This window comes from Gottschalkia acidurici 9a (assembly GCF_000299355.1).
Classification (GTDB): Bacteria; Bacillota; Clostridia; order Tissierellales; family Gottschalkiaceae; genus Gottschalkia; species Gottschalkia acidurici.
In genome coordinates this window covers 158,469-181,207 of record NC_018664.1, presented here as the reverse complement: position 1 = coordinate 181,207, position 22,739 = coordinate 158,469, and the positions used below count along the sequence as shown (strand labels likewise).

The 22,739-nt window shown below is 31.7% G+C and carries 13 protein-coding genes; 2 read left to right on the top strand and 11 right to left on the bottom strand.

Going from position 1 to position 22,739, the window contains the following annotated elements:
- Positions 1-31: 31 nt before the first annotated feature.
- From CURI_RS00850 to CURI_RS00825, 6 genes are all read right to left on the bottom strand, one after another.
- Positions 32-844: a glycerophosphodiester phosphodiesterase family protein gene (locus tag CURI_RS00850; RefSeq protein WP_014966388.1), complete on the bottom strand. Its 813-nt coding sequence runs from the start codon at positions 842-844 to the stop codon at positions 32-34.
- Between the two features lie 565 nt (positions 845-1,409).
- Positions 1,410-4,400 (bottom strand): S-layer homology domain-containing protein, encoded by a 2,991-nt coding sequence (locus CURI_RS00845; RefSeq protein ID WP_014966387.1) that lies wholly within the window; start codon positions 4,398-4,400, stop codon positions 1,410-1,412.
- Positions 4,401-4,757: 357 nt separating this feature from the next.
- Positions 4,758-5,864 carry a S41 family peptidase gene (locus CURI_RS00840; protein ID WP_014966386.1) on the bottom strand — a complete coding sequence of 369 codons (1,107 nt, stop codon included), beginning with the start codon at positions 5,862-5,864 and terminating at the stop codon, positions 4,758-4,760.
- Positions 5,865-5,894: 30 nt separating this feature from the next.
- Positions 5,895-7,388 (bottom strand): S-layer homology domain-containing protein, encoded by a 1,494-nt coding sequence (locus CURI_RS00835; protein WP_014966385.1) that lies wholly within the window; start codon positions 7,386-7,388, stop codon positions 5,895-5,897.
- Positions 7,389-7,412: 24 nt separating this feature from the next.
- On the bottom strand, positions 7,413-10,097 hold the full coding sequence (locus tag CURI_RS00830; RefSeq protein WP_014966384.1) for an S-layer homology domain-containing protein: 2,685 nt from the start codon (positions 10,095-10,097) through the stop codon (positions 7,413-7,415).
- 6 nt (positions 10,098-10,103) lie between these two features.
- Positions 10,104-15,782: an IPT/TIG domain-containing protein gene (locus CURI_RS00825; protein ID WP_014966383.1), complete on the bottom strand. Its 5,679-nt coding sequence runs from the start codon at positions 15,780-15,782 to the stop codon at positions 10,104-10,106.
- Between the two features lie 235 nt (positions 15,783-16,017).
- Here CURI_RS00825 and CURI_RS00820 point away from each other — a divergent pair, with 235 nt between their 5' ends.
- Both CURI_RS00820 and CURI_RS00815 read left to right on the top strand, forming a co-directional pair.
- The gene (locus CURI_RS00820) at positions 16,018-16,542 is read left to right on the top strand and encodes an ECF transporter S component (protein ID WP_014966382.1); all 525 of its coding nucleotides are present in this window, start codon (positions 16,018-16,020) and stop codon (positions 16,540-16,542) included.
- A 61-nt stretch (positions 16,543-16,603) separates the two neighbouring features.
- Complete coding sequence (locus CURI_RS00815; protein WP_014966381.1) at positions 16,604-18,229, top strand: flavin monoamine oxidase family protein; 1,626 nt, start codon at positions 16,604-16,606, stop codon at positions 18,227-18,229.
- 5 nt (positions 18,230-18,234) lie between these two features.
- Here CURI_RS00815 and CURI_RS00810 read toward each other — a convergent pair whose 3' ends face one another.
- From CURI_RS00810 to sleB, 5 genes are all read right to left on the bottom strand, one after another.
- Positions 18,235-18,855, bottom strand: coding sequence for a hypothetical protein (locus tag CURI_RS00810; RefSeq protein ID WP_014966380.1), 621 nt, complete (start codon positions 18,853-18,855; stop codon positions 18,235-18,237).
- Between the two features lie 29 nt (positions 18,856-18,884).
- The gene (locus CURI_RS00805) at positions 18,885-19,298 is read right to left on the bottom strand and encodes a YwiB family protein (protein ID WP_014966379.1); all 414 of its coding nucleotides are present in this window, start codon (positions 19,296-19,298) and stop codon (positions 18,885-18,887) included.
- A 20-nt stretch (positions 19,299-19,318) separates the two neighbouring features.
- Positions 19,319-20,125, bottom strand: coding sequence for a glutamate racemase (murI, locus tag CURI_RS00800; RefSeq protein ID WP_041701326.1), 807 nt, complete (start codon positions 20,123-20,125; stop codon positions 19,319-19,321).
- 346 nt (positions 20,126-20,471) lie between these two features.
- Positions 20,472-21,917, bottom strand: a complete 1,446-nt coding sequence (gene ypeB / locus CURI_RS00795) for a germination protein YpeB (RefSeq protein ID WP_014966377.1) — start codon at positions 21,915-21,917, stop codon at positions 20,472-20,474.
- Between the two features lie 15 nt (positions 21,918-21,932).
- On the bottom strand, positions 21,933-22,646 hold the full coding sequence (sleB, locus tag CURI_RS00790) for a spore cortex-lytic enzyme (RefSeq protein WP_041701324.1): 714 nt from the start codon (positions 22,644-22,646) through the stop codon (positions 21,933-21,935).
- Between the last annotated feature and the right edge of the window lie 93 nt (positions 22,647-22,739).

The following is a 22,739-nucleotide window of genomic DNA, read 5'->3' as shown; positions in this document are numbered from 1 at the left end:
CTTATAAGTGAATGACTTTTATATTATTATATCAATTTAATTTAAATCTATTAGCATGAAAAATATCAGTATAAATACCTGTCACTCCATTTTTACTTAATTCCTCAAAAATATAGAAGTCATTTACTGTATGAGCGTATGTATTTACATTTATATGTTTCAATTTCATTGGTAAATCAGAATACCCTCTTTCAATAGGCATAGTCACAGCAAAAACAGTATTTCCCTTAACAAATTCTAATACTTCATCATCATTAATATTCTCTTTATATAAAGTTAATATAATGTCTTTATATCCCATATCTTTTACCGGGAAATATTCGCCTTGAGAATATACTTGAGGTATTATTTGATCTTGTATATTTTTATAGTCTTGAGATATAAGCTTTAAAAACTCTATATTATCCTTCTTCATATCTGTAATTATAGATACATCCTTTTTAGTTTCAAGCCACTTAGCTAAATCATCTAAATCCATTAAAGTTAAATCTTGAAAAACCTTTGAATTTTTAAACTCATACAGGCTATAAACTTTTGATTCAGACATAAGCATTCTCTTAGCCATAGAGTCCCAATCATGTATTGCTACAACCTTACCATCAGATGTCCATTCAAAGTCTATCTCTATTAAGTTAAATCCGTTCTTGTAGCTTTCTTCTAAAGCTTCAAGAGAATTAGTATATTTAAAACCATATATAGAGCCACCAGCATGAGCTACTAATGGATTGATGGGTTGTATTTTATCAGATTTACTTTGAGCAAATACTCTTTTATCTGAAACAGAAAATATTGTTATAAATAAAATTATAAATAAAAGCATATACTTCGACTTAATAAAAAGCATCTTTCTCAATTTATCTTCCTCCTAGTTATAATTTTACTGTAATTATTTAGAAAAGCTTAATTCTATAGGATAAGTTTTCAATAATCTTATTATAATATAGAAAGGTCATGTAGTCTATAATGCAGAAATACCTCAAATGTAAAAATACATTTGAGGTATTTATCTTAATTTTAAGATTTTCCATTTATCTAGTATTTAAATAAACAGCATTCCAATAGGAGCTACTATAATTGAAAGTCCATATAGTAATGATATTTCGAAAAACTTCCAAATTATCATTATAGATAAAGGTAGTATTATAAAGTTATCACCTATCATTAATCCTATAAAGGAATCCCAAACAAATACTGAAAAATAAAATAAAAAACCGCTTATAATTGCAAGTAGTATTTATACTAAGACTTCTTTGACTTCGATATATTCATAACGCAGTCATAGCAAAACTTATTTGGTGAATCCTTAAGTTATCATATTAATTATAGTTGGGCGCTTTTCCTTATGATATAACAAAACCCCTAAGGATTAAATCCTTGGGGGTTTGCCTGTATCAATGACTATTATTTAATTACATTGTTCCATCTGCTATTTCAGCTTCATATGTTTCTATTGCTGATCTTAAAGCATTTATTGCAGCTGTAACTTCTTCATTTGTTGTTGCCGATTCTAAAGCTTCTTCAGCTTTCAATATTGCAGCATCTAGTGCTTCTTTAACGTCTTGAGTAACCCACTTTTTTCCTACCTCAATATCAGTACCATCAGCACTTATTTCAACATCAGCTTTAGCTTCTTTAGCGTTAGCTATCTCAGCTTCTAAATTCGTTGTATCTATTGGATCTGGAGTTTCAGGTTCTGTTGTTGTTGGGTTTTTTTCCTCAACCGATACAATAACTCCATTACGTACTGAGAATTTAACTTCTTTTCCTGATAATGCTTGTAAATCTGTAAGTTCTTGCGATCCACCATATTCATAGTCTCTATCATTTATTGTTACATAAATTAGACTACCTTTTTTGTATGCAAATTGTAACACATCAGTTTTAGTGTTACCACCGCTATTTCCTTTTCCATTAAGAATTACTACTTGAACGTGTGTATCTGATCCTGGCTCAAAGTATAATATTACTTCTTCACCTATAACATTTCTAGCCGCTATGTCTTTACGCTCAGTAGATCTATCATCATAGTATTTACCTACGATTGTATACTCATTATTATTTGTATCTACTAGTTTACTGTTAGTTGCACTCTTAACTGTTACTGGTGCAGACTTCTCTACATCGTTTCCTATTAATATCCTCTTAACTTCTTTGTCCTTATCTCCAACTCTAAGAACCACTACCTCATTAACTTCGTCTCTTAACTCTGATAATGTATAGTCTTTGAAAGCATCTTTTTTACCTTCATATATATCTGGTTTATTACCATTTACTTCTATTTCAAATTCATATCTTTCTTTACCTTTTCTTTCTTGAACATCTCTTAATATTCCAACTACAGCGTTAGTATCTCCATCGTTATCAGTCTCTTCTGCGAAGATAGCTACTGCTCTTCCTTGGTCATCTGCATATACCCATCCTTTTTGTATCTCAGTAAAGTATTTATCTGCTTGATCCCAAGTAAATGTTTCGTAGTTTTTAACTTCATTTTCTCCATCTCTCCAGAATATTTGAGTTTTACTTTGTAGCTTATATCCTGCTGCATAGTCGCTTTTTAATCTTACTTTATTATCACCAGTTATTTCTTTTGGTAATCTTGTTTCTGATGTTTTTTCTACTTTTGTTGGCTTATTGTTTGCATCAAGTGATAATTTAATTATGTTTTTCTCTACAATTGTGTCTTTCCACTCAGCTTCTGATTTTAGGAAATCTTCACTTGTATCCTTAATATCTTTTGCTTTTATATCAAATTCTAATACTTTTCCTTCAGAATTCAATACGTCTAATTTATAGTAGTCTTCTCCACGATTTTTAAATGATTCACTACTAGTTTCTTTTACCATTGCGTAGTTACCTGATACTTCTTCAGCTTTACCATCAATAAATACTACTTTATCATCAAATGAGAAGTAAACTGTTATTTTTCCGTTGTCTCTCATTTCGTCCATTACGTCTGCATCTACTTCTTCTAAGCTATCTCCAGAAAGATACTTAATTGTACCGTAATCATTATCATATTGATATATTTCTCCATCAAATCTAAATCCATCTTTGTAAACTCTTTCAACTTCACCTTGTTTAGTATTTGTAACAACTACTGCATATTCCTCTTTTGAGTTGTATAATAATACGTCTTTTTTACTTAAGTCATCTGATAATATTTGCTTACCATCTTTTATGATAGTATAGTCATCTATATCATCTAAACTTTCATCATCATAACCTTTAAGAACGTCTTTTTCAACTTTATCTACTACTATTGGTCCGTCTAGTGAATATGCATCTATCCACGAAACATTATTGTAATCATTTAATATAATTTTAGCAAAGTTATATTCTTTTTCATCTAATTCTAATTCACTTGCGTCAATTTTTTCTCCATCAATCTTGATTACTGCGTCATCAGCAACATCGTATTTTTTATCTTCTGTTAGAAGTTTGATTTCTGCATCTCTACTTTTAGTTGCTTCTTTAGTTACTTCGAAACCATCGAACTTAACTTGGAAGTCATTTTCAACTTTAACATCAATTAGCTCATCGTTTTTGTCATTGTACCATACTGTAACTCTTAATCCTTCTAATCCTGCAAAGTTAAAGTTTTTCTCAACTTTAAGTGTTTTTCCTTTGTTATAATCTGAACTGTTTCTATCTTCTACTTTTACTACTACTTTGTTTTTATCTTTATCTGCTTCTGTTATAGTTGCTTTTTCTAGTCTTTTAAGTCCTAGATCATCAAATAAGTATTGTTTTACAGTACCTTCTGTTCCTGATACAACCCATTTAGCTTGATCTCCATATCCAGTTTGGATCATTTTTTCAATGTCTAATGCGTTGTCAAGTAATTGTGCAACTAATCCTCTTGTTGCTGGTGTTCCTTGTGTTCCACTTTTAACATCTTTTAATAATCCTGTTTCTGATGCTACTGATAAGTGTCCATATGGATATCCACCTTGAGTTTTAGCTTTTTCTTCATATCCTAATGCTCTTACTACTAATGTAACTGCTTGTTCATAAGTGATTTGAGATTCTGGAGCAAATATTCCATTTCCCATACCATTTACTAAACCAAGTTTTGATGCTTGGTTAACATATCCTGATGCCCAGTGATTAGCTGTAACATCTGTGAAAGGAGTATCTCCTTTAGAGTTTTGAGAAGCTGCTTCAAGTCCTCTCGCTCTAGCTACTGCTGCAGAGAATTCTGCTCTTGTTATTGTGTTTTCTGGTTTGAATGACCCATCTGGGTATCCTGTTAATATTGATAATTTGTTCAGTCTTGTAACTGCATCTTCATAGTCAGTTCCAACTACATCGCTTGAAACTTTCGTATCTGCAAATGCAAAACTGAAGCTTCCTAATACTAATGTTAAAACTAGTACTAGTGATAGAATCTTCTTGTTCATTTTGTATAAACCCCCTTAGTTTATGTTTTTAATTTTTTAGGATATAAAATCAGGAAAATAAACTATTTCCTGAATCTATTCCCTATTATAACATCTGTTACCATGCCCGTCAACTTTGAAATTTTTCTGTAATAGAATCGTAATATTTAAGTTGATGAGTACTTACAGATGTTTCTTTACTCAATGGTATTATACTATACAAAAAGTATTTGTAACATTACAGTTATGTTACACTTTTAACGTATATACCTTTTAAGCCTGTAAAGCTATTTTAACTTTAGGCTTTATAATATATATTTAGACAAAAAGAGAAGATCTCCTTCCTTATTTAGAAAAAAATCTTCTTTTTTTAATTTTTTATTTATTATTTTTAAGTACCTCTACAGCTTTTTTTAACATAATGTCGTCTTCTGCTAATATATCTGGTTCTATACCTACTTTATTTACTTTATTACGATTAGGTGTAAAGTATTCTGCTATTGTTAATTTTACTGCTCCACCATCTTTAAGTGTTGCTATATCTTGAACTGATCCTTTTCCATATGTCTTTTCACCTATTACTTTTCCTGCTCCACTTTCTTTTACAGCTCCTGCAAATATCTCAGATGCACTTGCACTATTTTTATTCGCCATTACTGACACCTTATATTTTGGCGATTCATTAAATGATTTATAAGTAACTTCTTCTCCTGTCGAATACTTCACATGAACTATTGGGCCTTTTGGTACTATTAGTCTAAGTATATTTATTACCTCTGTAAGTGATCCTCCAGGATTGTCTCTTACATCAAATACTACATTATATATACCTTTGCTTTCAAACTCTCCTAATGCTTTCGACACTTCTTCAAATGAGTGTTGATTAAACTCTTCTATCTTTATATATCCTATATTGTCGTCTAGTACTTCAGACTTGATTGGATTATATATCACTTTTGCTCTAGTTATGTCAAAGTTTAATGTATCTTTTTCACCTTCTCTTACTACTCCTATTTTTACCTTACTTCCTTCTTCTCCTTTTATAAGAGCTACTATATTATCAATTGGAAGTCCATTTATGCTTTGACCATCTACAGATACTATTATGTCTTCTGACTTTAGTCCTGCTTTTTCTGATGATGAATTTTTTATTACATCTATTACTTTTACATATCCACTGTGTTCCATTACTCTTACACCTATACCAGCTTCTTGCATTTCTCCTGTTAATTGTTCTTCAAGCTTTTTATATTCTTCTGCTGTATAGTAGTTACTGTATGGATCTAGGTGATAGAAGAGGCCTTTTATTGCCCCTTCTGTTAATTGCTCGTCTGTTATTTCATAAAGATAATTGTCTTTTACAAATTGAGCCATTGCATCCACATATCCTAAGTCTAATGCTGGTTCCGCTTTTATAACGCTAGTGCTAAACATTATAGCCCCACTAAGCGCTAACGCTGATAATCTCTTACTAAATTTATTCATATATGTTCCCCTTCCTTTACTTTTTAGGGTCTAGTTTATTATGTGTTCTCTATAGTTTACCTTTAAGTCTTGCTGTAAATAGTTTATAAGTCTGTTTATGAATGTTGCTGCTTCTGCTTTAGTCATAACTTCGTTTGGATATATATACCCTTCTGGTGTTCCTTTCGATATACCTACCTGGTCTGCCACATATACTGACCTTTTAGCCCAAACTGGTATACTTCCATCGTCTCTAAATCTAGTTTGGAAATATCCATTTGGTGCTAGTCTTTCTAGTCCAAGAGATCTTATTACTATAGTTATAGCTTCTGCTCTTGTTAGACTTCCATCCGGTGAAAATCTATTTTCGCCTATTCCATTCATTATTTCTTTTTCTGTTATTACCTTTATATAGTCATAATCGGGATATACTTTTGTAACGTCTGAGAAAAGGTCTACTTTTTCTTCCTTTTTTCTTCTACTAGTTCTTGACGAGCTATCCTCTTCTTGAATTAAGTCCATAGACTTTGCTATCCATTTTGCAAACTCAGATCTTTTTATGCTTAGGTTTGGTCCAAAATATGTTTTATCATCTAAAACTTCCAGTCCACCTAATTTCTTTATATCCCACTCTGCCCAATGTCCTTTTATGTCTTTATATTGTGGTATAAACAGTTTTTTCTGAGTAGGCACTGTATCGTATCTTTCTGTACCATGTCCTATATTTTTTTGTTCTTTTATTTTTCCATTCCTATCTATTATAGGTAGACTATATGAATACTTCATTATAGTTTGGTCTTGCTCTGTCAGTGTATATACTCCATCAAAACTAGACTGATTTGGAATATTTGAAAAGTACGTCATATCTTTGGTTCTATTGAAAGACACATCTATGTCAGAGTTACCATACCAAGTCATAGTTTTATCATCTTCTGTTTTTCGACTATAATTTATGTCTTGGTGTATCTTTTGTGTTTCTGTTCCTCCCCAAAAATGATCATACCCATAAGTAGTTCCTGATATACTTACTTCTATTTCTCCTTCATCTCTATTTATAGCATACGTTTTAGTTCCTTCCCAGTTACCTTGGTAAAATGTTACTACTGGTTGATTATCGTCTACTGTAGAATTATGAAGTTGATAGTCTGTTAAAGTATATGTCGTTCTTTCACCTTCACTTTGGTCTGTTATCGTTTCTGTATATTTTGTTATATTATTTACTTCTACTATCTGCTTTTGATTATTTGAAAAGTTTATTTCCCTATCAAATTCTAAGTTTCTCTTTAGTTGTACAGTCTTATCTTTATTTGCAAGCGTATATTTATAAGTTACTTTTTTATCGCTATACTTAGGTTCTATAGTTCCTTCTAACATTACTGGTTTGCCTGTGATTAACAGTAGCTCTTTATATTCTTTTGTTTTTTTTGAATCCCTTTCATTTTTGTGTATTCCCCCTTCAAATCCTGCATTTCCAAATTCGGCAAATGCACTTAGTGGAGATATAAGAAGTATGGTTGTCATTAGTGCTGCTATGAACTTTTTCAATTTATCACTCCTTTGTGACAATAGTTATCTGCATATTACTATATACCCTCTATCGTTTCTTCTCATTATATATATACTCTCTGTTCCTCTTATTTCATTTAAGCTTACTGGCTTACCATCTTTTATAAACATGGCTTCACTAATATCTAGCTCTATTTCTGCACTATTTACATTCCATTTTTCTCTAAACTCACTCCAGTCTCTTACATTTTTAAGAGTCATTATTTCTTTTTCTCTATCTATACTTTTTATATCTGATATTGATATTGTTTGGTGCTCTGTATTAGAGTTTATGATGTTTATTGCTAGTGCCATGTCTCCTTTAGCTATTACATACACATCTTCGTCATAGTAGCTATCTTTTCCTTTGTCTTTTAAGAATCTGCTATCTGTAAATTCTTTTACAGATACTCTTTCTATCTCTTTTCCTCTACTATCTATTATCTTCGTATCTTCACTTAATTTAATATCTCTATTCCTTCTATTATCCTTTTCTAATCCATCTATTATAGTAGGTCTATAAAGTTCTAGACCATATTGTTCTATCTCTTCTATTTCACCTCTATATACTACCATTCCTGTGCTTTCATGTTTCGTTCCTTCTATTGATATGAACGATGCTGTATCATTAGATAGTCCATGAGATACTAAGAATACATCGTCATCCTCTCTTAGATTATATGGTTGAACTAGTCTTCCATCCTTTACTATTATTGTACTATCATCATAGTACACGCTATTATAGTCTACAGTTATTTTTCTATCTCCAAATGTTACTCCTTGTACTGCGTTCTGATAATTTTTTTCGTAGCCACTTTTGAATACTAATTTTACAGCCTCTTCTTTTCCAAAATTATCTCCTAATGCTACATATATATCTCTATTTAAATAGTTCTTTAGCAACTCTTTAGATATACCCCTACCATTTATATATATCTGTGAATTATATCCTAAGTCTATTACTTTATCTTGAGATGTTTTACTCCATGATGCATTATTATAGTAGTATGGATCTTTAATTATTATTTGATTCTTACTTGGATTATAGTGCGTTACAGTTCCTTTATATATATTAGTAATTTCTCTTTCTGGCTCTAGTACATGAACTTTCATAGGAATATTTCCTTGATATTGATCAAATTCTAGTCTTACTGTATCGCCTTCTTTTATGCTGTTTATTTCTATGTTTCTATTTCCCTTTACTATAGGTATAGATGGATCTATTAGAAACTCAGCTTGCTTTTCTCCATCTATAACAGTTAATTTTCCTTTTTCTCTATCTATATAAAGTACTTTTCCCATATCTATTCTCTCTCCTGGATGTATATATCCATCTTCTCCTTGGTCTAAGCTTCCTTCAATAGATACTACTTTTCCGTTTGATACTTTTACTTCTACTTCTTGATCATATAAGAGATTTTTTAGTTCTGTCCACTCTTTATTTATCTTTACATCTACATCTGCTATTATGTCATATTTATGAACTTGTCCATAATAGTCTCTAATTGTTATAGTTTTTTGTTCTGTATTTATATCTTCTATATTTCCTTTAATATTTATATCTTCATTTCTTATAGTTTCAACGTAAACTACTTTTCCCTGATTATTTATATAGTATTTTACATAGTCTCCTGGTCTTAGAGAGTTTGCTAGTCCTATTTGTCCATTTTTATATACTACAAATCCATTATTAGCTCCGTAGGATAGACCAATAGACGAATTGTCATAGTTCTTTATTTTTATCAAATTGTCCTGTGACTTTTGATTTTCTTTAGTTCGAGATAATGCTTCTATAGATTCTATAGTTCCTGTACCTATAATATATCCTTGATTCTTTAAAGTTTTTTCATGAGCATTATCTAATATTCTTGCTGCCTCACTTCTTTTTAACGATGACTTTGGTCTAAATGTACCATCTGTGTTCCCAGATATTATTCCTGCTTGTAAAGCTGCTTCTATCATAGGAACATATCTTCCATCCATATTTGACCAGTCTCTAAAATTATATACTGACTGCTGAGAGTTTCCTTGTACGCTTGCAAGTCCTGCTCCTTTAGCTACCCAAGCAGCTACTCTTTCTCTTTCAGCTGGTTTTTTCCAAGTAAGTGTTATCTTTACTTTTTCATTAAGTTGTGTTTTTATATTTTCTAACTGTTCTTGACTTAAATTTTTATTATTATATGTTCCTAGTTTTTGTTCGGCTTGTTTAGCTATATCTTCTATTTGATTTTCTGATAAGCTTTCTATTTCCTTCACTTCATCATCTGTTAGTATTCCTGATTTCTTTGCTACTTCTATATATCCTCTTAGCCAGTAGTCACTAGGTTCTAATATATTATATTGTCCTGTGTCTACATTTTGTGCCATTTCATTTCCTAATGCTTGTCCTTGTCCTTCCAGCCCTGCGAGGCGAATAACAAGGGTCAAAGCCTCTTGTCTTGTTAATGTTCCTTCAGGACTAAACAAGCTTTGACCCAATCCTCTTATTATTGATAATGCACTCATCTTATATACTGAATCTTTTGACCAATGATTTGATATATCTCTAAAGTTCACATTGTTATATAGTTGATTATAAGATTCTATACCATCATAAATTTTTAACTGATCTAGATTTTGTGCATTAATAGGGCTTTGGATAAGGGTAGTGAAGATCATTGCTATAGCTAGTGCTATTGATAGTTGTTTTTTAACCTTTCCAATTTTCAAACACCCCTACTTTTTATATATTATAGTGTACTTTCCTGCGGCATTTATATTGCCGTATATTGCATATATTCTTTTATTTGTCATATAGTCTACATATTGAGATACTGTTGCCGTGTTTCTTAATAAGTTGTTACTCTCTGGTGAGTATCTTCCCATATATACACTATTTGTATTTGGTATTGCTTTGTCTGTATAGACTGTAAGTGAAGCTGATCCTCTTACTGCAATAGGTGTTACTTCTCTTTCATTTTGCACTTCAAATTTTATTTCATATCCATCTTCAAGTACTGCTTCATTTCTTTCTATTCCTTTAGTTATTCGTCCTTTTTCTTGACTATCTAATTTTGATAAAGTAACTATTACATTTGCATCATCATTTTGCTTATAGTAAGCGATATCACTGAATATACCTAATGGTATATCAAATAATATATCTTGTGTTTTCACTTGGACATTACCATATAGCGATTTTGCGACATTTATCGGTATACTTATTCTCATATTTTTATAGTTACTATATTTAGCATCTGATAAATCTTGATAATATTGACCATAGTTATATCTATCTGCTAGATTTATTGATAATTCCCCATTTGTATAATTTATGACTGTATCTTTTCTACTCTCAGTGTCGTTATCATATTTATTTCTTCCATCATCATCTTTATTTCTGAAAGTTCTTGCATCATCATAATCATAACTTATAGATTCTCCATATTTATTTAGACTCCATAGTCTAAAGTAATATCTTGTGTCTGGTTCTAAGTCTTTTACTATATATTCTAAGTCTGTAGTCTCTCCTAAGAATTCATAATCGCTTCTTCTACCTGACTTTGAAGCAAATATCTTATATCTTCCTGCATCCTCTACTTTATCCCATGTCAATGTTATTGATCTCTCATGTCCAGCAGTTGCTCTAAATCCTGAAGGTGTATCTGGTATAGGATGTGTAATTTCAAGTCCATTCCTTGATGTGTATTTCCCTCCATCTGGATTTTCTATTGTCACATCTCTAAATACACTTTCTTCTCTTGAATTTATTTCTACTTTCGGAGAAATTGTCATTTCTATAGTTTGACTGTCTTTAAATTCTAATTCACTTATTGCTACGTCCCCTAAGTCTCCTATAGTTACTTTTATGCCTTCCATAAATCCTGATCCTTTTATAGTTACTTTATGTTCTCCATCATTTTTGACCCTATCTGGATCTATGCTTGTTATAATTGGAGATGAGATATATGTGTAACCATCTTTTACTACTATTTCACCTAGTGCTTTTGTATTTTTAATATGAACATCTACTTTTCCAACCATATCTCCTTGTGGTGTTATTACTACTAATCTATCGTATCTTGATTCACTTTGTACAACTGTTGCCAATCTTCCTCCAAATTTTACTTCTACTTGTTCTGGTCTAAAATCATTTCCAGTTATAACTACTCTTTCTCCACCTTTTATACTTCCTATGTTTGGATCTATCTTCGTTACTTTTGGAGAACTATCTGCATTTCTATATATATAGTATGCTTGCTTTCCCTGAGCTCCTATTTTTACTTTTTCTGCATCGTTTGATGCCACTACTCCACCATCTTCGTTTAATATTGTTATTATAAGTTTTTTGTCTATATCAGTTGTTCTTGCTCTTGGAGATCTTACTATTAGGTTATCATCATTTGGCCCCTTACTTAATATCTGAGCTTCTTGATCCCCTATTAAAACTTTTACTCCTGTTCTGAAGTCACTTCCGTATATAGTGAATGTAATATTTCCTTCTGCTGTTGATTCTACTGAATAAAAGTCTAAGGCATTACTCGCATCATAGTTTTCTATCTTAGGTTCTATGTTTGTTATCTTAGGATTACTTGCTGGATTTTTTACTGTTACTTTTCCTTTTGCTTCTCCACCATCTTTATTTGTTATTACTATATCCCTTTCTCCCACTCCATCCATTGGTGGTGTCGTGATCTCTAGAGTGTTTCCATCTATCCACTCTACTTTTGTTGCTAATCTCCTAGTAACCGTTAAGTTATTTCCTTCTATTGATACCTTTATTCCTTCAAGATATTCACTATCTTTTGTAGTTTTCATAGCTACTAATAATGGATTGTTTCTACTTATTCTTTCAGTAAATTCTTTTTCTTCAAAATCACTTTTAACTTTTATTGTAGGATTTTGGCTATCTCTTGCATCATATACTACATCTATAGTTCCTACTTTTAGTTCTGCAAATCCACCTATTATTTGTCTTGTACCTTTTTCATTTCCCAATATAGTTTGTAAATCTAATGTGTCTATGTCTATCTTGTTTTCATATTCGCCTTTTATAAATCCTGATCCTTTTATAGTTATTACTGTGCCACCATTTTTATCTATTACTGATGGCGTAATACTAGTTATTGTTGGTTTAGACGTTCCATAGGTGAATCCGCCTTTAGATATTGCTGTCCCTGCATCTGGATTCACTATAACTACGTCTACCCTTCCTGATTGATTATATGATGGTGTAGTCACTATTAATTGACTATTCCCAGCATACCTAACATTTATGGCTTCTTCTCCACCGAAGTATACCCTTGGTATTTCGTCTCCCTCTTCATATCTATCTTTCTTCTCGTTACCCTCAGCCTTTTTATATCTAAAATCTCCACCAGTTATAACGACTGTATCATTTCCCGCCATAGTTCCACTTGCTGGATCTATTTTATTTATAAATGGGAAGCTACCTGGTATTCGATATTCGAATCCATTATCAATTGTGTTCGCTCCTCCATCATAGTTCACTACTGTTAGATGTACCTTTATATTATCCATATTTGTAGAATCTATTGGGTATGATGGTGTTTCCACTATAATTTCTGTCCCATCCCCGTTTACTATAGGCTTTATACCTTTCTTCTCTCCAAAGTATACTTCCACATTATCTGTAAAGCCTTCTCCTTTTATCTTTACCATAGTCCCACCATTTATAGTTCCGTAGTTTGGTTCTATAGAATATATTTGAGGATTTGTTTGAGGCTCTAAGTAATTAAATCCATTTTTAACTGCATCTCTTGCAGTGTCTGGATTTTCTACTATTACATCTTTGAATCCTAGTGGTAATCCACTTGGAAGAGTTAATTCTATAGTCTTTGTATCTATTATTTCTATTTTTCCTTCTGTTTCTTCACCAAATCTATCTTTTCCATAAGATTCGCCATTTTTTATCTCATGGTTTCCAAACCATACCCTTGTACCGGAGTTAGGAATTGGATTATCGTCTTCATCTTTTTCAGGTATTACAAAGTCGCTTCCTTTTATAATAACTTTTGCTCCTGCTCCTCCATAGTTCGGTGCTATAACAGTTATCTTTGGAGCTGATGTTACTCTAGTATAATATAGCTTTCTATTTAATTTTCCTTCCGGTGTTTCTGTATTTGATATGTCTGATGTAGCTGTTCCACCATCTCTATTTATAACTTGAACTATTTTCAGTCCTGCTTTTCCTGGTGGAGTTACCACTGTGATTATTTGTCTATTTTCTTCATTAGTTATTACTCTGTCTATTTTTTCTATTTTAGAAACTTCTCCATCTATAGTTACTATTATGTCGCTTACAAGTGGATCTATATTTTTTCCTTCTATAGTTATCTTTTCTCCACCTTTTGCATTTACTTTCATTGGTTTTATTTCTATTATTTCTGGTTCGGTAGACGGTTTCTTATAAATAAAAGCATCTTTCATTCTTAAATATCCACCATCAGGATTTACTATTACTATATCCTTTGGACCTTCTTTTTCATGTGGATATGCTGGTAATTCTGCAACTATCTTTGTTGCTAATTTATTAAATACTCCATCTGCTTCTACTGTCTCTCCAGATGAATCTAATGAAACTTCCCTTACTTTTGCTCTGTATTTATCTACTCCTACATTTGATTTTATAACGCTATCTGATACATCACTTGGGACTACGAATACTTTAGGTCTTTCCACTTTACGTACTCCATCTGCTCCAACTTTACTTTCAACTAAGAACTTCTCCCCCTTTATTGATACTGTAGGAAAGTTTACTCCCTCATCTCTATTTACTTCTACTTCTGGAGTTTTCACATCGTCTACATCAGATGTAGATCCCAGTGTAGGAGTCACTTTTTCTACCTTTGGAATTTTTACAGTTTCATATATAAATTCTCTAAATTCTCTCTCTACTATTTCTAAATCTTTTAATTCATTATCCGAGTTTTCTGGCTTATCTTTATAGAATTTAGTTATTACTTCAACTGCTAGACTTACTACTGTATCCTCTTGTACTGCCATTGATGGTGTAACTATCTTTAACATCTGTTCTCCAGTCTTTGGATCCATTCTAGTTAAATCCTCTAGACTTTTAATTGGTTCTTCCAACTTATACGTTGCAGACTCCCCGCCTACAGTCACCTTGACTGCTCTTGTTCTATACTTAGCTTCTTCTGTAGGTCTCTTAAATCCTATTTTTTCTTTTGAAACATCTTTCTTAAACATTAATACCTCGTCTCCATCACTAATTTCAACGTCTCCGGTACCTTCGTCTGATATGAATTTTCTACCCTCTTCTTCTCCATCTCCTTTTGTAAGTTGAAAGTTAAATCCTCTTATTTCTACTATATCTCCACCTAATACATTACCTCTGTCAGGAGCTATTCCCGTTACTAAGAGACTATTTCCTGTTGCAATATATGTGAACGTACCTACTCCTTTTCCATTTATAGTAATTGTAACTGGACCAGTTATATCTGATTTTGGGGCTGAAACTACTAATCTTTTTTCTTCACTATTTCCCACTATATCCTCTAATTTTATTATTCTAGCTAGATTATCTCCAAATCTTACTGTGGCTGTATCCGTAAGACCCTTCCCTGTTATTCTTACTTCTGTCCCTCCTGTAGTTGGTCCAGCTGTAGGAGTTATATTACTTACATCTATTATTGTTGACTCTAAGTTTATTTCTACTGCTTCTATAAATGTTACTTTGGCGACAGGTAAGCCAGATTCTGAAACCTGTGCACTTTCTATTACTATATCATTTAGACCTGTTGTTACATTTTTATCCTTGTCTACTTTTCCCGTGATGTTGTTATCTGAGCTTGTAGTATACATAGCCTCAGAAATAGTATTTCCTTTTTTAAATTTTAGTTTAGCATCTTTAAGTCCTGTTCCTACTATACTTATCTCATCACCTATATTCAGCACAGTTTTATTAGGTTCATGTGTAATGTCAGGCTTTCTGTCTACACTAAAAAATTTAGATTCCTCAATCTCTGTTTTCGTTACATTATCTTCTTTATATTCATAAGTTATCTCAACCTTATAATTTAAATTTGACTCTATAGGTGAATCACCATCAAGTGTTACTCTTATCTTACCTCCTCCCACTACATTAAATGTACTTGTAAGTTCCTTCTGTGGTATTGGTGGTTTATCACTACTATATTGTTTTATCTTAACATTCTTTATAGTGACATCCCTAAACCCAAAACCTTCGATATCAACAAAATCTGTTTTTCTAAGGCTGGTTTGCCCATTCGAATTTTGCCTTCTTATTTCCGTATTTATCTGCATATTAGTTATGTCTATTTTTCCATCTGCACTTGCTATTGCTATATCCCCAAAGGGAATATAAGTAAGTAGCATAATGATTGCTAAAAACATTGATATTATTCTTTTCAAGACTTTTCCCCCTTTTCTTATTTTGAGTTAGATCTATGTAAAATGGAGCTTTTCTCCAATTAAATAATTTTTAATTATAGTACTCCATTTATATTATCGACTCACATTCATATAATTTGATTACTTCTATGTTACAATATAGTTACATTTTTATTTTTTTATTAACTTACTGATATAATTAAAGATATCTTGGTAAATAAGATATATACAATTTTCAATACAAAGGAGAGTTTTTATGAGTTTTAAAATTAAAAATTTAGTTTTATCTGGAGTCCTTTTAGGTTTGACTCTTTTGTTTTCATCTATATTTCATATGACTGGAATTGACGGCACTATTTTTTCTCCTATGCACTTACCGGTATTATTAGCGGGATTTATAGTTGGTCCTTTTTGGGGACTTTTAGTTGGAATTCTGGCTCCAGTATTAAATCTTATTGTGTCTGGAATGCCATCTGTTCCTATAGTCTTCGTTATGATGCTTGAGCTTGGAATATATGGTCTTTTAGCAGGAGTATTTTTTAATTTCTTAAAGATCACCATCCTACCTTCTCTTGTTTTTAGTATGATTATTGGCAGACTAGCTGGTGGTGCTTTTAGCTACTTATTAGGTCAATTATTTGGATTTGAGCTTGGATTTACTACTTTTCTAAAAGCTGCCTTTATATATGCTTGGCCTGCTATAATTATACAAATTATATTAGTACCTATATTAGTTAAAGCTTATTATAGAAACAGTAATATATCTGTTAGATACATATAGGTGTCATTAATCAACTCCTTAGTTAATATAATTTACTATATTGACTAAGGAGTTGATTTTTTTGGTTACGGATGCACAAAGACATGAAATGATTTTAAATGAATTAAAAGAATTAAATAGAGTTGAAGACTATGATTGTATTTTGAGTTGTCTAGGGCCTCCTCAAAACATTACTACCATAGCTAATCCAGGTCGATTTAAGGGGGTTAAGGTTGGAATAATTGGTGCTGGTGCTGCTGGTCTTGCCGCTGCTTTTGAGCTTAGAAAATTAGGATTTGATATTAAAATATTTGAGGCCACCAATCGTATAGGTGGTAGAATTCGTACTTACTACTTCGATAAGAGTGGAAAATATTATGGTGAGTTAGGACCTATGAGAATTCCTGTATCTCACGAAACTACTTGGCACTATATTAACATGTTTAAATTAACTACTACTCCTTTTATACAGTCTTCTCCAGAAGCTTTTAAATATGTAAGAGGAGTCAGAGTCAGAAATGATCCAAATGGTGAAGAAGTATCCAAATACATATATCCTCAATTCCCTATGGCTAATTGGGAAACTAAAGTACCTTGGACTGATCTCTTTGACTATGTGGGTGAAGGTCTATTATTAACTATTCCTCCTGAAATTCGTAAGGAGCTTCTACAAACTAAGCCTAAGTATGACTCAATAATAGAATTTTGGGACTATACTAGTACTAGAAAAGCCATGGAAATGCTCAAACTTAGTGATGGTGCTATAGATATGTTATCTAGTGTAGATCCCATGACTTTTGGTTTTTGGTATGACTCTCATATTGAAATTTTAAATGAATATATGGGTTTAGTCTTTTCAAATCTTTATAAAGTAGTGGGAGGATTTTCTAGATTACCTTTTGCTTTTTATAATTCACTAACTAGTCCTAATCCTACCGAATACGGCAATATATCTAATAGTGATTTAGGAAATGTTACTTTTAAGCTAAATCACCCTGTGGAAGGTATTTATCAAGGATCTGATAATAGTGTGATACTAAGATCTAGAAATACAGATTCTAAAAAGCTTAAAGATGAAAGTTTTGACTATGTAATTTGTGCTATACCTTTTAGTGCCCTTAGAACTGTTGATACTTTTCCTTTATTCTCACAAAAGAAATTTCAAGCTATAAGAGAAACATATTATGTTAATGCTCAAAAAACTCTACTTTTATGTAATAAAAGATTTTGGCAAGAGGATAACCCTTCCGGAAGGATTGTAGGTGGTGGGTCTTTTACTGACTTACCTATAGCATCTATATGGTATCCTGACTATGCACCTAATGATACTCCTGGTGTCTTACTTGCTTCTTACAACGTTAGTAAAGATGCAGATCGAATTGGTAATTTACCTATAGAAAGAAGAGTAGACTTAGTAATGAGACAAGTGGAAGAAGTGCATGGCCTTCGTCCTGGATATCTCGATTCTATAGTAGATGGATATGCTTCTATAAACTGGAGAAGTGAACCTTATGAGTTAGGGTGCTTCCTTTACTTCCAACCTGAGCAAAAAAGATTGTTCTCTTACTCTATGATTACACCAGAATATGATAATAGATTATTCTTTGCTGGTGAGCATACTTCTAACTCTCATGGTTGGCAAAACGGAGCTTATCAGACTGGAATGATAGCTGCAAATGATATAGCTACAGAATGTTTAAGGAGATAAACATTCTAGCTCATCCAAAAATCTAGTATTTCATTTGTATACTCTTGCCAATTGCATTTTGACGTATTTATTATTTTAGTATCTAGTACTGATAATTTGCTATGTTCTACAAGCTTTTCTTGCATATTTTTATACTTTTCGCTAGCGTACTCAATTCCTTCAAAAGACATTATATATCTATACCAGCTATTATTTCTTCTTTTAAAGGAATCTTCTAATCTTTTAGATATAATATTTTCATCTATAGTTAATATAACGAGCTTAAAGTTTAGCTCGTTTAATTTTTTGTCTATATCTTTAAATGGTAAAAAGTTTAATTCTTCTACTGAATGTGTTAGATGAAACCTTTCTAATAAGTAACATGGCTTGACTTCCGATTGTTGTATTCTCTTAAACCTTGAATTATAGAAGTTTGAATTTAGATTATCTATTATTTCTACATAATTCTGCAGTAGCTTTATCCTCTCTTCTATTTTAGGTCTAGGATACTCTATTACTCTTTCTGTCATAAATTCGTTCAATTGAATTTTAGTTTCCATTCTTATATATCTTTCATTATTAGATATATACTTTAATATTGTACTTTTTCCTGAAGTACAAACTCCTTCTAATATGAGTCCTGCCAAATAAATCCCTCTATTCTTCTAAATCTATTTTACATTATATCTACAGATAGTTTGTTGTTTACCTCAGACCCCATTATATTTAATTTATATTTTATCTCAATTTTTCCTGTCCCATTTTCGTTTACATCTACATCTATATGATTTGTTACTACATCCATGTCCATATTCCCATATGGAGTTGCATATTCACATGTATGTTTTTTTCCTCTTTCAAATATCATACTTGAATTACTTGTTCCAAATCTTTTCATAAGAACTTTTCTACCTTGGATTTTTAATGTGGTAGTTGCTCCCTCCATACCTGATATTTCACTTTCATCATATACTATAAAATAGCTTCCTAACTTCTCGTAAAACTTCCCTCTAGTAGTCAGTTCCATAGTATCTTCTTCTCCATCTGATGTGGTCTGAATTCCTATTATCTTAAGTGTAACTTCTTTCAACTTTTATCCTCCGATCTATTCTACAAGTTTTCAATCTCTACCATTTCTATATCTACAATATTCTTATTTAAAATATTTCCACCTATTCTTCTAAATTTCTCTGGATCATCACTTACATAAAATTCTTGCTTTGACTTATCCGCTTTATTTGAAAGCATATCCTTCGACTTCAATAATTGCTTTACTTCCTTAGCCGTTTCATATGCAGGATTTACTAAATTTACGTTATCTCCCATAACTTTAGATAACGTGTATCTAAGTATAGGATAATGTGTACATCCTAATACTAAAGTATCTATATTATGTTCTTTTAACTCTATTAGATATTTCTCAGCTGTCATCATAGCTATTTCTGTATCTTCCCATCCATCTTCAACTATCGGAACAAATAGAGGGCAAGCTATCCCTATTACTTCTGCTGATTTGTTTAGCTTTCTTATTCCTTTTTGGTAAGCTTCACTATTTATAGTTCCAGTAGTTCCTATTATTCCTATTTTATTATTCTTAGTTGTAGCTACCGCTGTTTTTACTCCTGGATCTATTACCCCTATTATTGGTACATCAAAGTGCTCTAGTGCAGTTTTTAGCGCTGCTGATGTAGCCGTATTGCATGCTATCACTATCGCCTTTATATTTTTACTTAGTAAAAATTTTATACATTGAAAGGAATATTTTATAACTGTTTCCGTTGATCTTGTTCCATATGGAACTCTTGCAGTATCTCCAAAATATATTATATCTTCATGTGGAAGTTGCTCTGATATTTCTTTTAAAACTGTTAATCCGCCTATGCCTGAGTCAAATATACCTATAGGTCTATTATCCATTTTAGACATCCCTCCCTTTAAATCGTCAATTGAATTTCAAACCATGAAAAACTTTACTATACTCTATCTTAAAACATCGCTCAGGAAATACTGTCTATGAAGCTCTGATAAAACTAAGTATAGATTATAGTAGAGATAAAGACTTCTTTTAACTTCATAAGGATCTACACTATTTATCTCTATAAGCATAATCATTAAGATGTTTCAGAAAAGCTTATCAAAGAAAGTAATTTTTAAATTTTTCATTAAATAATATTTTATTATAACAAGTTTTTTTTTACAACGAAAAAGACATTTTACTTTTAGATAAAGTAAAATGTCTTTAGTGACTACATGGTCACTAAATTTAGAATGTTAGTGTACCATTTTCATCTTTTATTACTCTTAATATTTGTTCTTCTTGTGCTGTATTTGCGTTTATATATACTATGAAATTATCCCCTTCATAGTTACCTTTGAATTCATAACATAATACTTCATCTTTAGTTCCTTTTGGAATTATAGCTAATCTAGTACTAGTTATATCAAAGTCATATCTCACTTTTGCTCTTGCCTGCTCTAGTGTTATAGTTGGTTTTTGAATATTTCTTTCGTGATGCTCTTTTAAATAGTGTAACGCATCAAAACCTACTATTTCGCCATTGTCTAGCGCTACTTTCACTTTTATAAGGTCTGGATATATTGTTACATTGTCTAATGTATATGCAAAGTTAAGTGTTGCTACATTATGATTATTTAGTGAGTAGTTAAGCTCCATATTTTTGAAACCTTTTTCTTCTAAGAATTGTTTTGCTCTCTTATGTGCATCTTCCATAGATATGCTTGCTTTACTTACGTTTCTAGGATTTGACATCCAAACTATGTCTCCTCCTGTTTTACTCACACTTATATATATTGCCTGTTCTTTTTCCTTGTTCTTTGGAGCTACACTAAATGTATATGACGGTATAGTCGCCTCATTATCTAAATCTTTACCTGATTCAAATTTAGTGATCTTTCCTACCTTTTTAGTTCCTATAAATGTTTCTGCTTTCTTTTTAGCTTCTTCTCTATTTACTTTTTTAGTTCCTAATCCTTTTGCTTTTATCTTTCTTGCTTGATCTGAGAAAGGTCCATCATATATTAACTCTGGATATTTTGTCATTTCCTCTTCTAGTTTTACTAAGCTAGTATTTAGCATATTTTCATTAGCTTTCTTTAATTCTCTTTTTTCATTGTGTCTTACTAGATCAAAGTCCAGATCACCCTTCATAAATTTATTATGAAGATTTGACATTTCACCAGATAAGTACGTTGAGTATTTCCCTAATTCTTTTAGAGAATCTCTCTGTTCTTTAGTTATGTCTTTTCCTTCTAAGTGGCCCTTTATTAATGAGTAACAATAATCTGATACTTGAGTTAAATATTTTGTAGTTTTATTTATATCAGTATGATTTACAGGCATTTGTGATAACTTTTCTTGTGCAGACTGTGATTGTTGCACTACTTGTGACAAATGTAATATATTTTGCTCTTTTGAGTCTGAAAGCACAGCTTTTGAAAGAGATACCTCTACATTATTTATGTGTGCTTTAGTATCATAGAAAAGCCTTTGGTAGTCATTGTTTAGTGCTGTTTTATATTCCCCTTTAACTCTTCTTTGATTTATACCAAACAATGCTGTTGCTATTAGTGCTACAGTCAGTAATCCTACTAATATATAGTTATTTCTTCTTCTATGATCGTTGTTATCATTATCCTCATTATTATCTAATTCATCATACATTCTATCGTTTCTTTTGTTATCATCCATCTTCTCACCTCCATTTTATACACCAAACCAGTGTTTACCTATTTTTAACATTACCTTTCTACTCCATATCCACTTACTAGTAGCAGTCTGAGGATTCCAATAGTATGTGCAACCATAAGTTGGATCCCATCCATTTAATGCATCTCTTGCTGCTTTCATAGATTCCTCATCTGGTGTTAAGTTTATTTGACCATCTGCTACTGCTGTAAATGCAAGCGGTTGATATATTACACCTGCTATGGTGTTTGGAAACTCACTAGCTTGAACTCTATTTAATATAACTGCTGCTACTGCTACCTTTCCTATATATGGTTCTCCTCTTGCCTCTCCATGAATTGCTCTTGCTAACAGGTATACATCATCTTCTCTATTTATATTATTACCAGCAGCAGCAGCCCCTCCTAGAGTTATTCCTATTTTTTGTGCTGTTTCTCCACCTACTATTCCATCTTCTGCTATCCCATGATGTCTTTGAAATCTTCTTACTCCTCGGTATGTATCTGCTCCGTACACACCATCAACATCTCCACTGAAAAATCCCCAGTTCAGTAATTTTTGTTGAACAGTTCTTACCTCTTCACCTGAAGATCCCCATGTAAGAACATTTCCATTTGCTGCTGAAGATACTTGCTGTTCTTCTATTTTAGGTTTATTATAGTCTAAGTATAGAGATCCGCCTATAAAAGTTATTAATATAGCTATACTCAGATATATTGATGTTCTTTTCAAGAATTCTTCCTCCTCCTTTTTATAAAAGTTTAAAGCTATGTAACTGTATTTTCTGTAATTTTTCAAAATTTATTCAATAAAATAGAAATTAAT

Excerpts from the sequence above, each read along its gene's own strand:
- CURI_RS00845 (WP_014966387.1), bottom strand. The coding sequence starts at position 4,400 with ATGAACAAGAAGATTCTATCACTAGTACTAGTTTTAACATTAGTATTA.
- CURI_RS00820 (WP_014966382.1), top strand. The coding sequence starts at position 16,018 with ATGAGTTTTAAAATTAAAAATTTAGTTTTATCTGGAGTCCTTTTAGGT.
- CURI_RS00850 (WP_014966388.1), bottom strand. The coding sequence starts at position 844 with ATGCTTTTTATTAAGTCGAAGTATATGCTTTTATTTATAATTTTATTT.
- ypeB (WP_014966377.1), bottom strand. The coding sequence starts at position 21,917 with ATGGATGATAACAAAAGAAACGATAGAATGTATGATGAATTAGATAAT.
- CURI_RS00840 (WP_014966386.1), bottom strand. The coding sequence starts at position 5,864 with ATGAATAAATTTAGTAAGAGATTATCAGCGTTAGCGCTTAGTGGGGCT.
- murI (WP_041701326.1), bottom strand. The coding sequence starts at position 20,125 with ATGGATAATAGACCTATAGGTATATTTGACTCAGGCATAGGCGGATTA.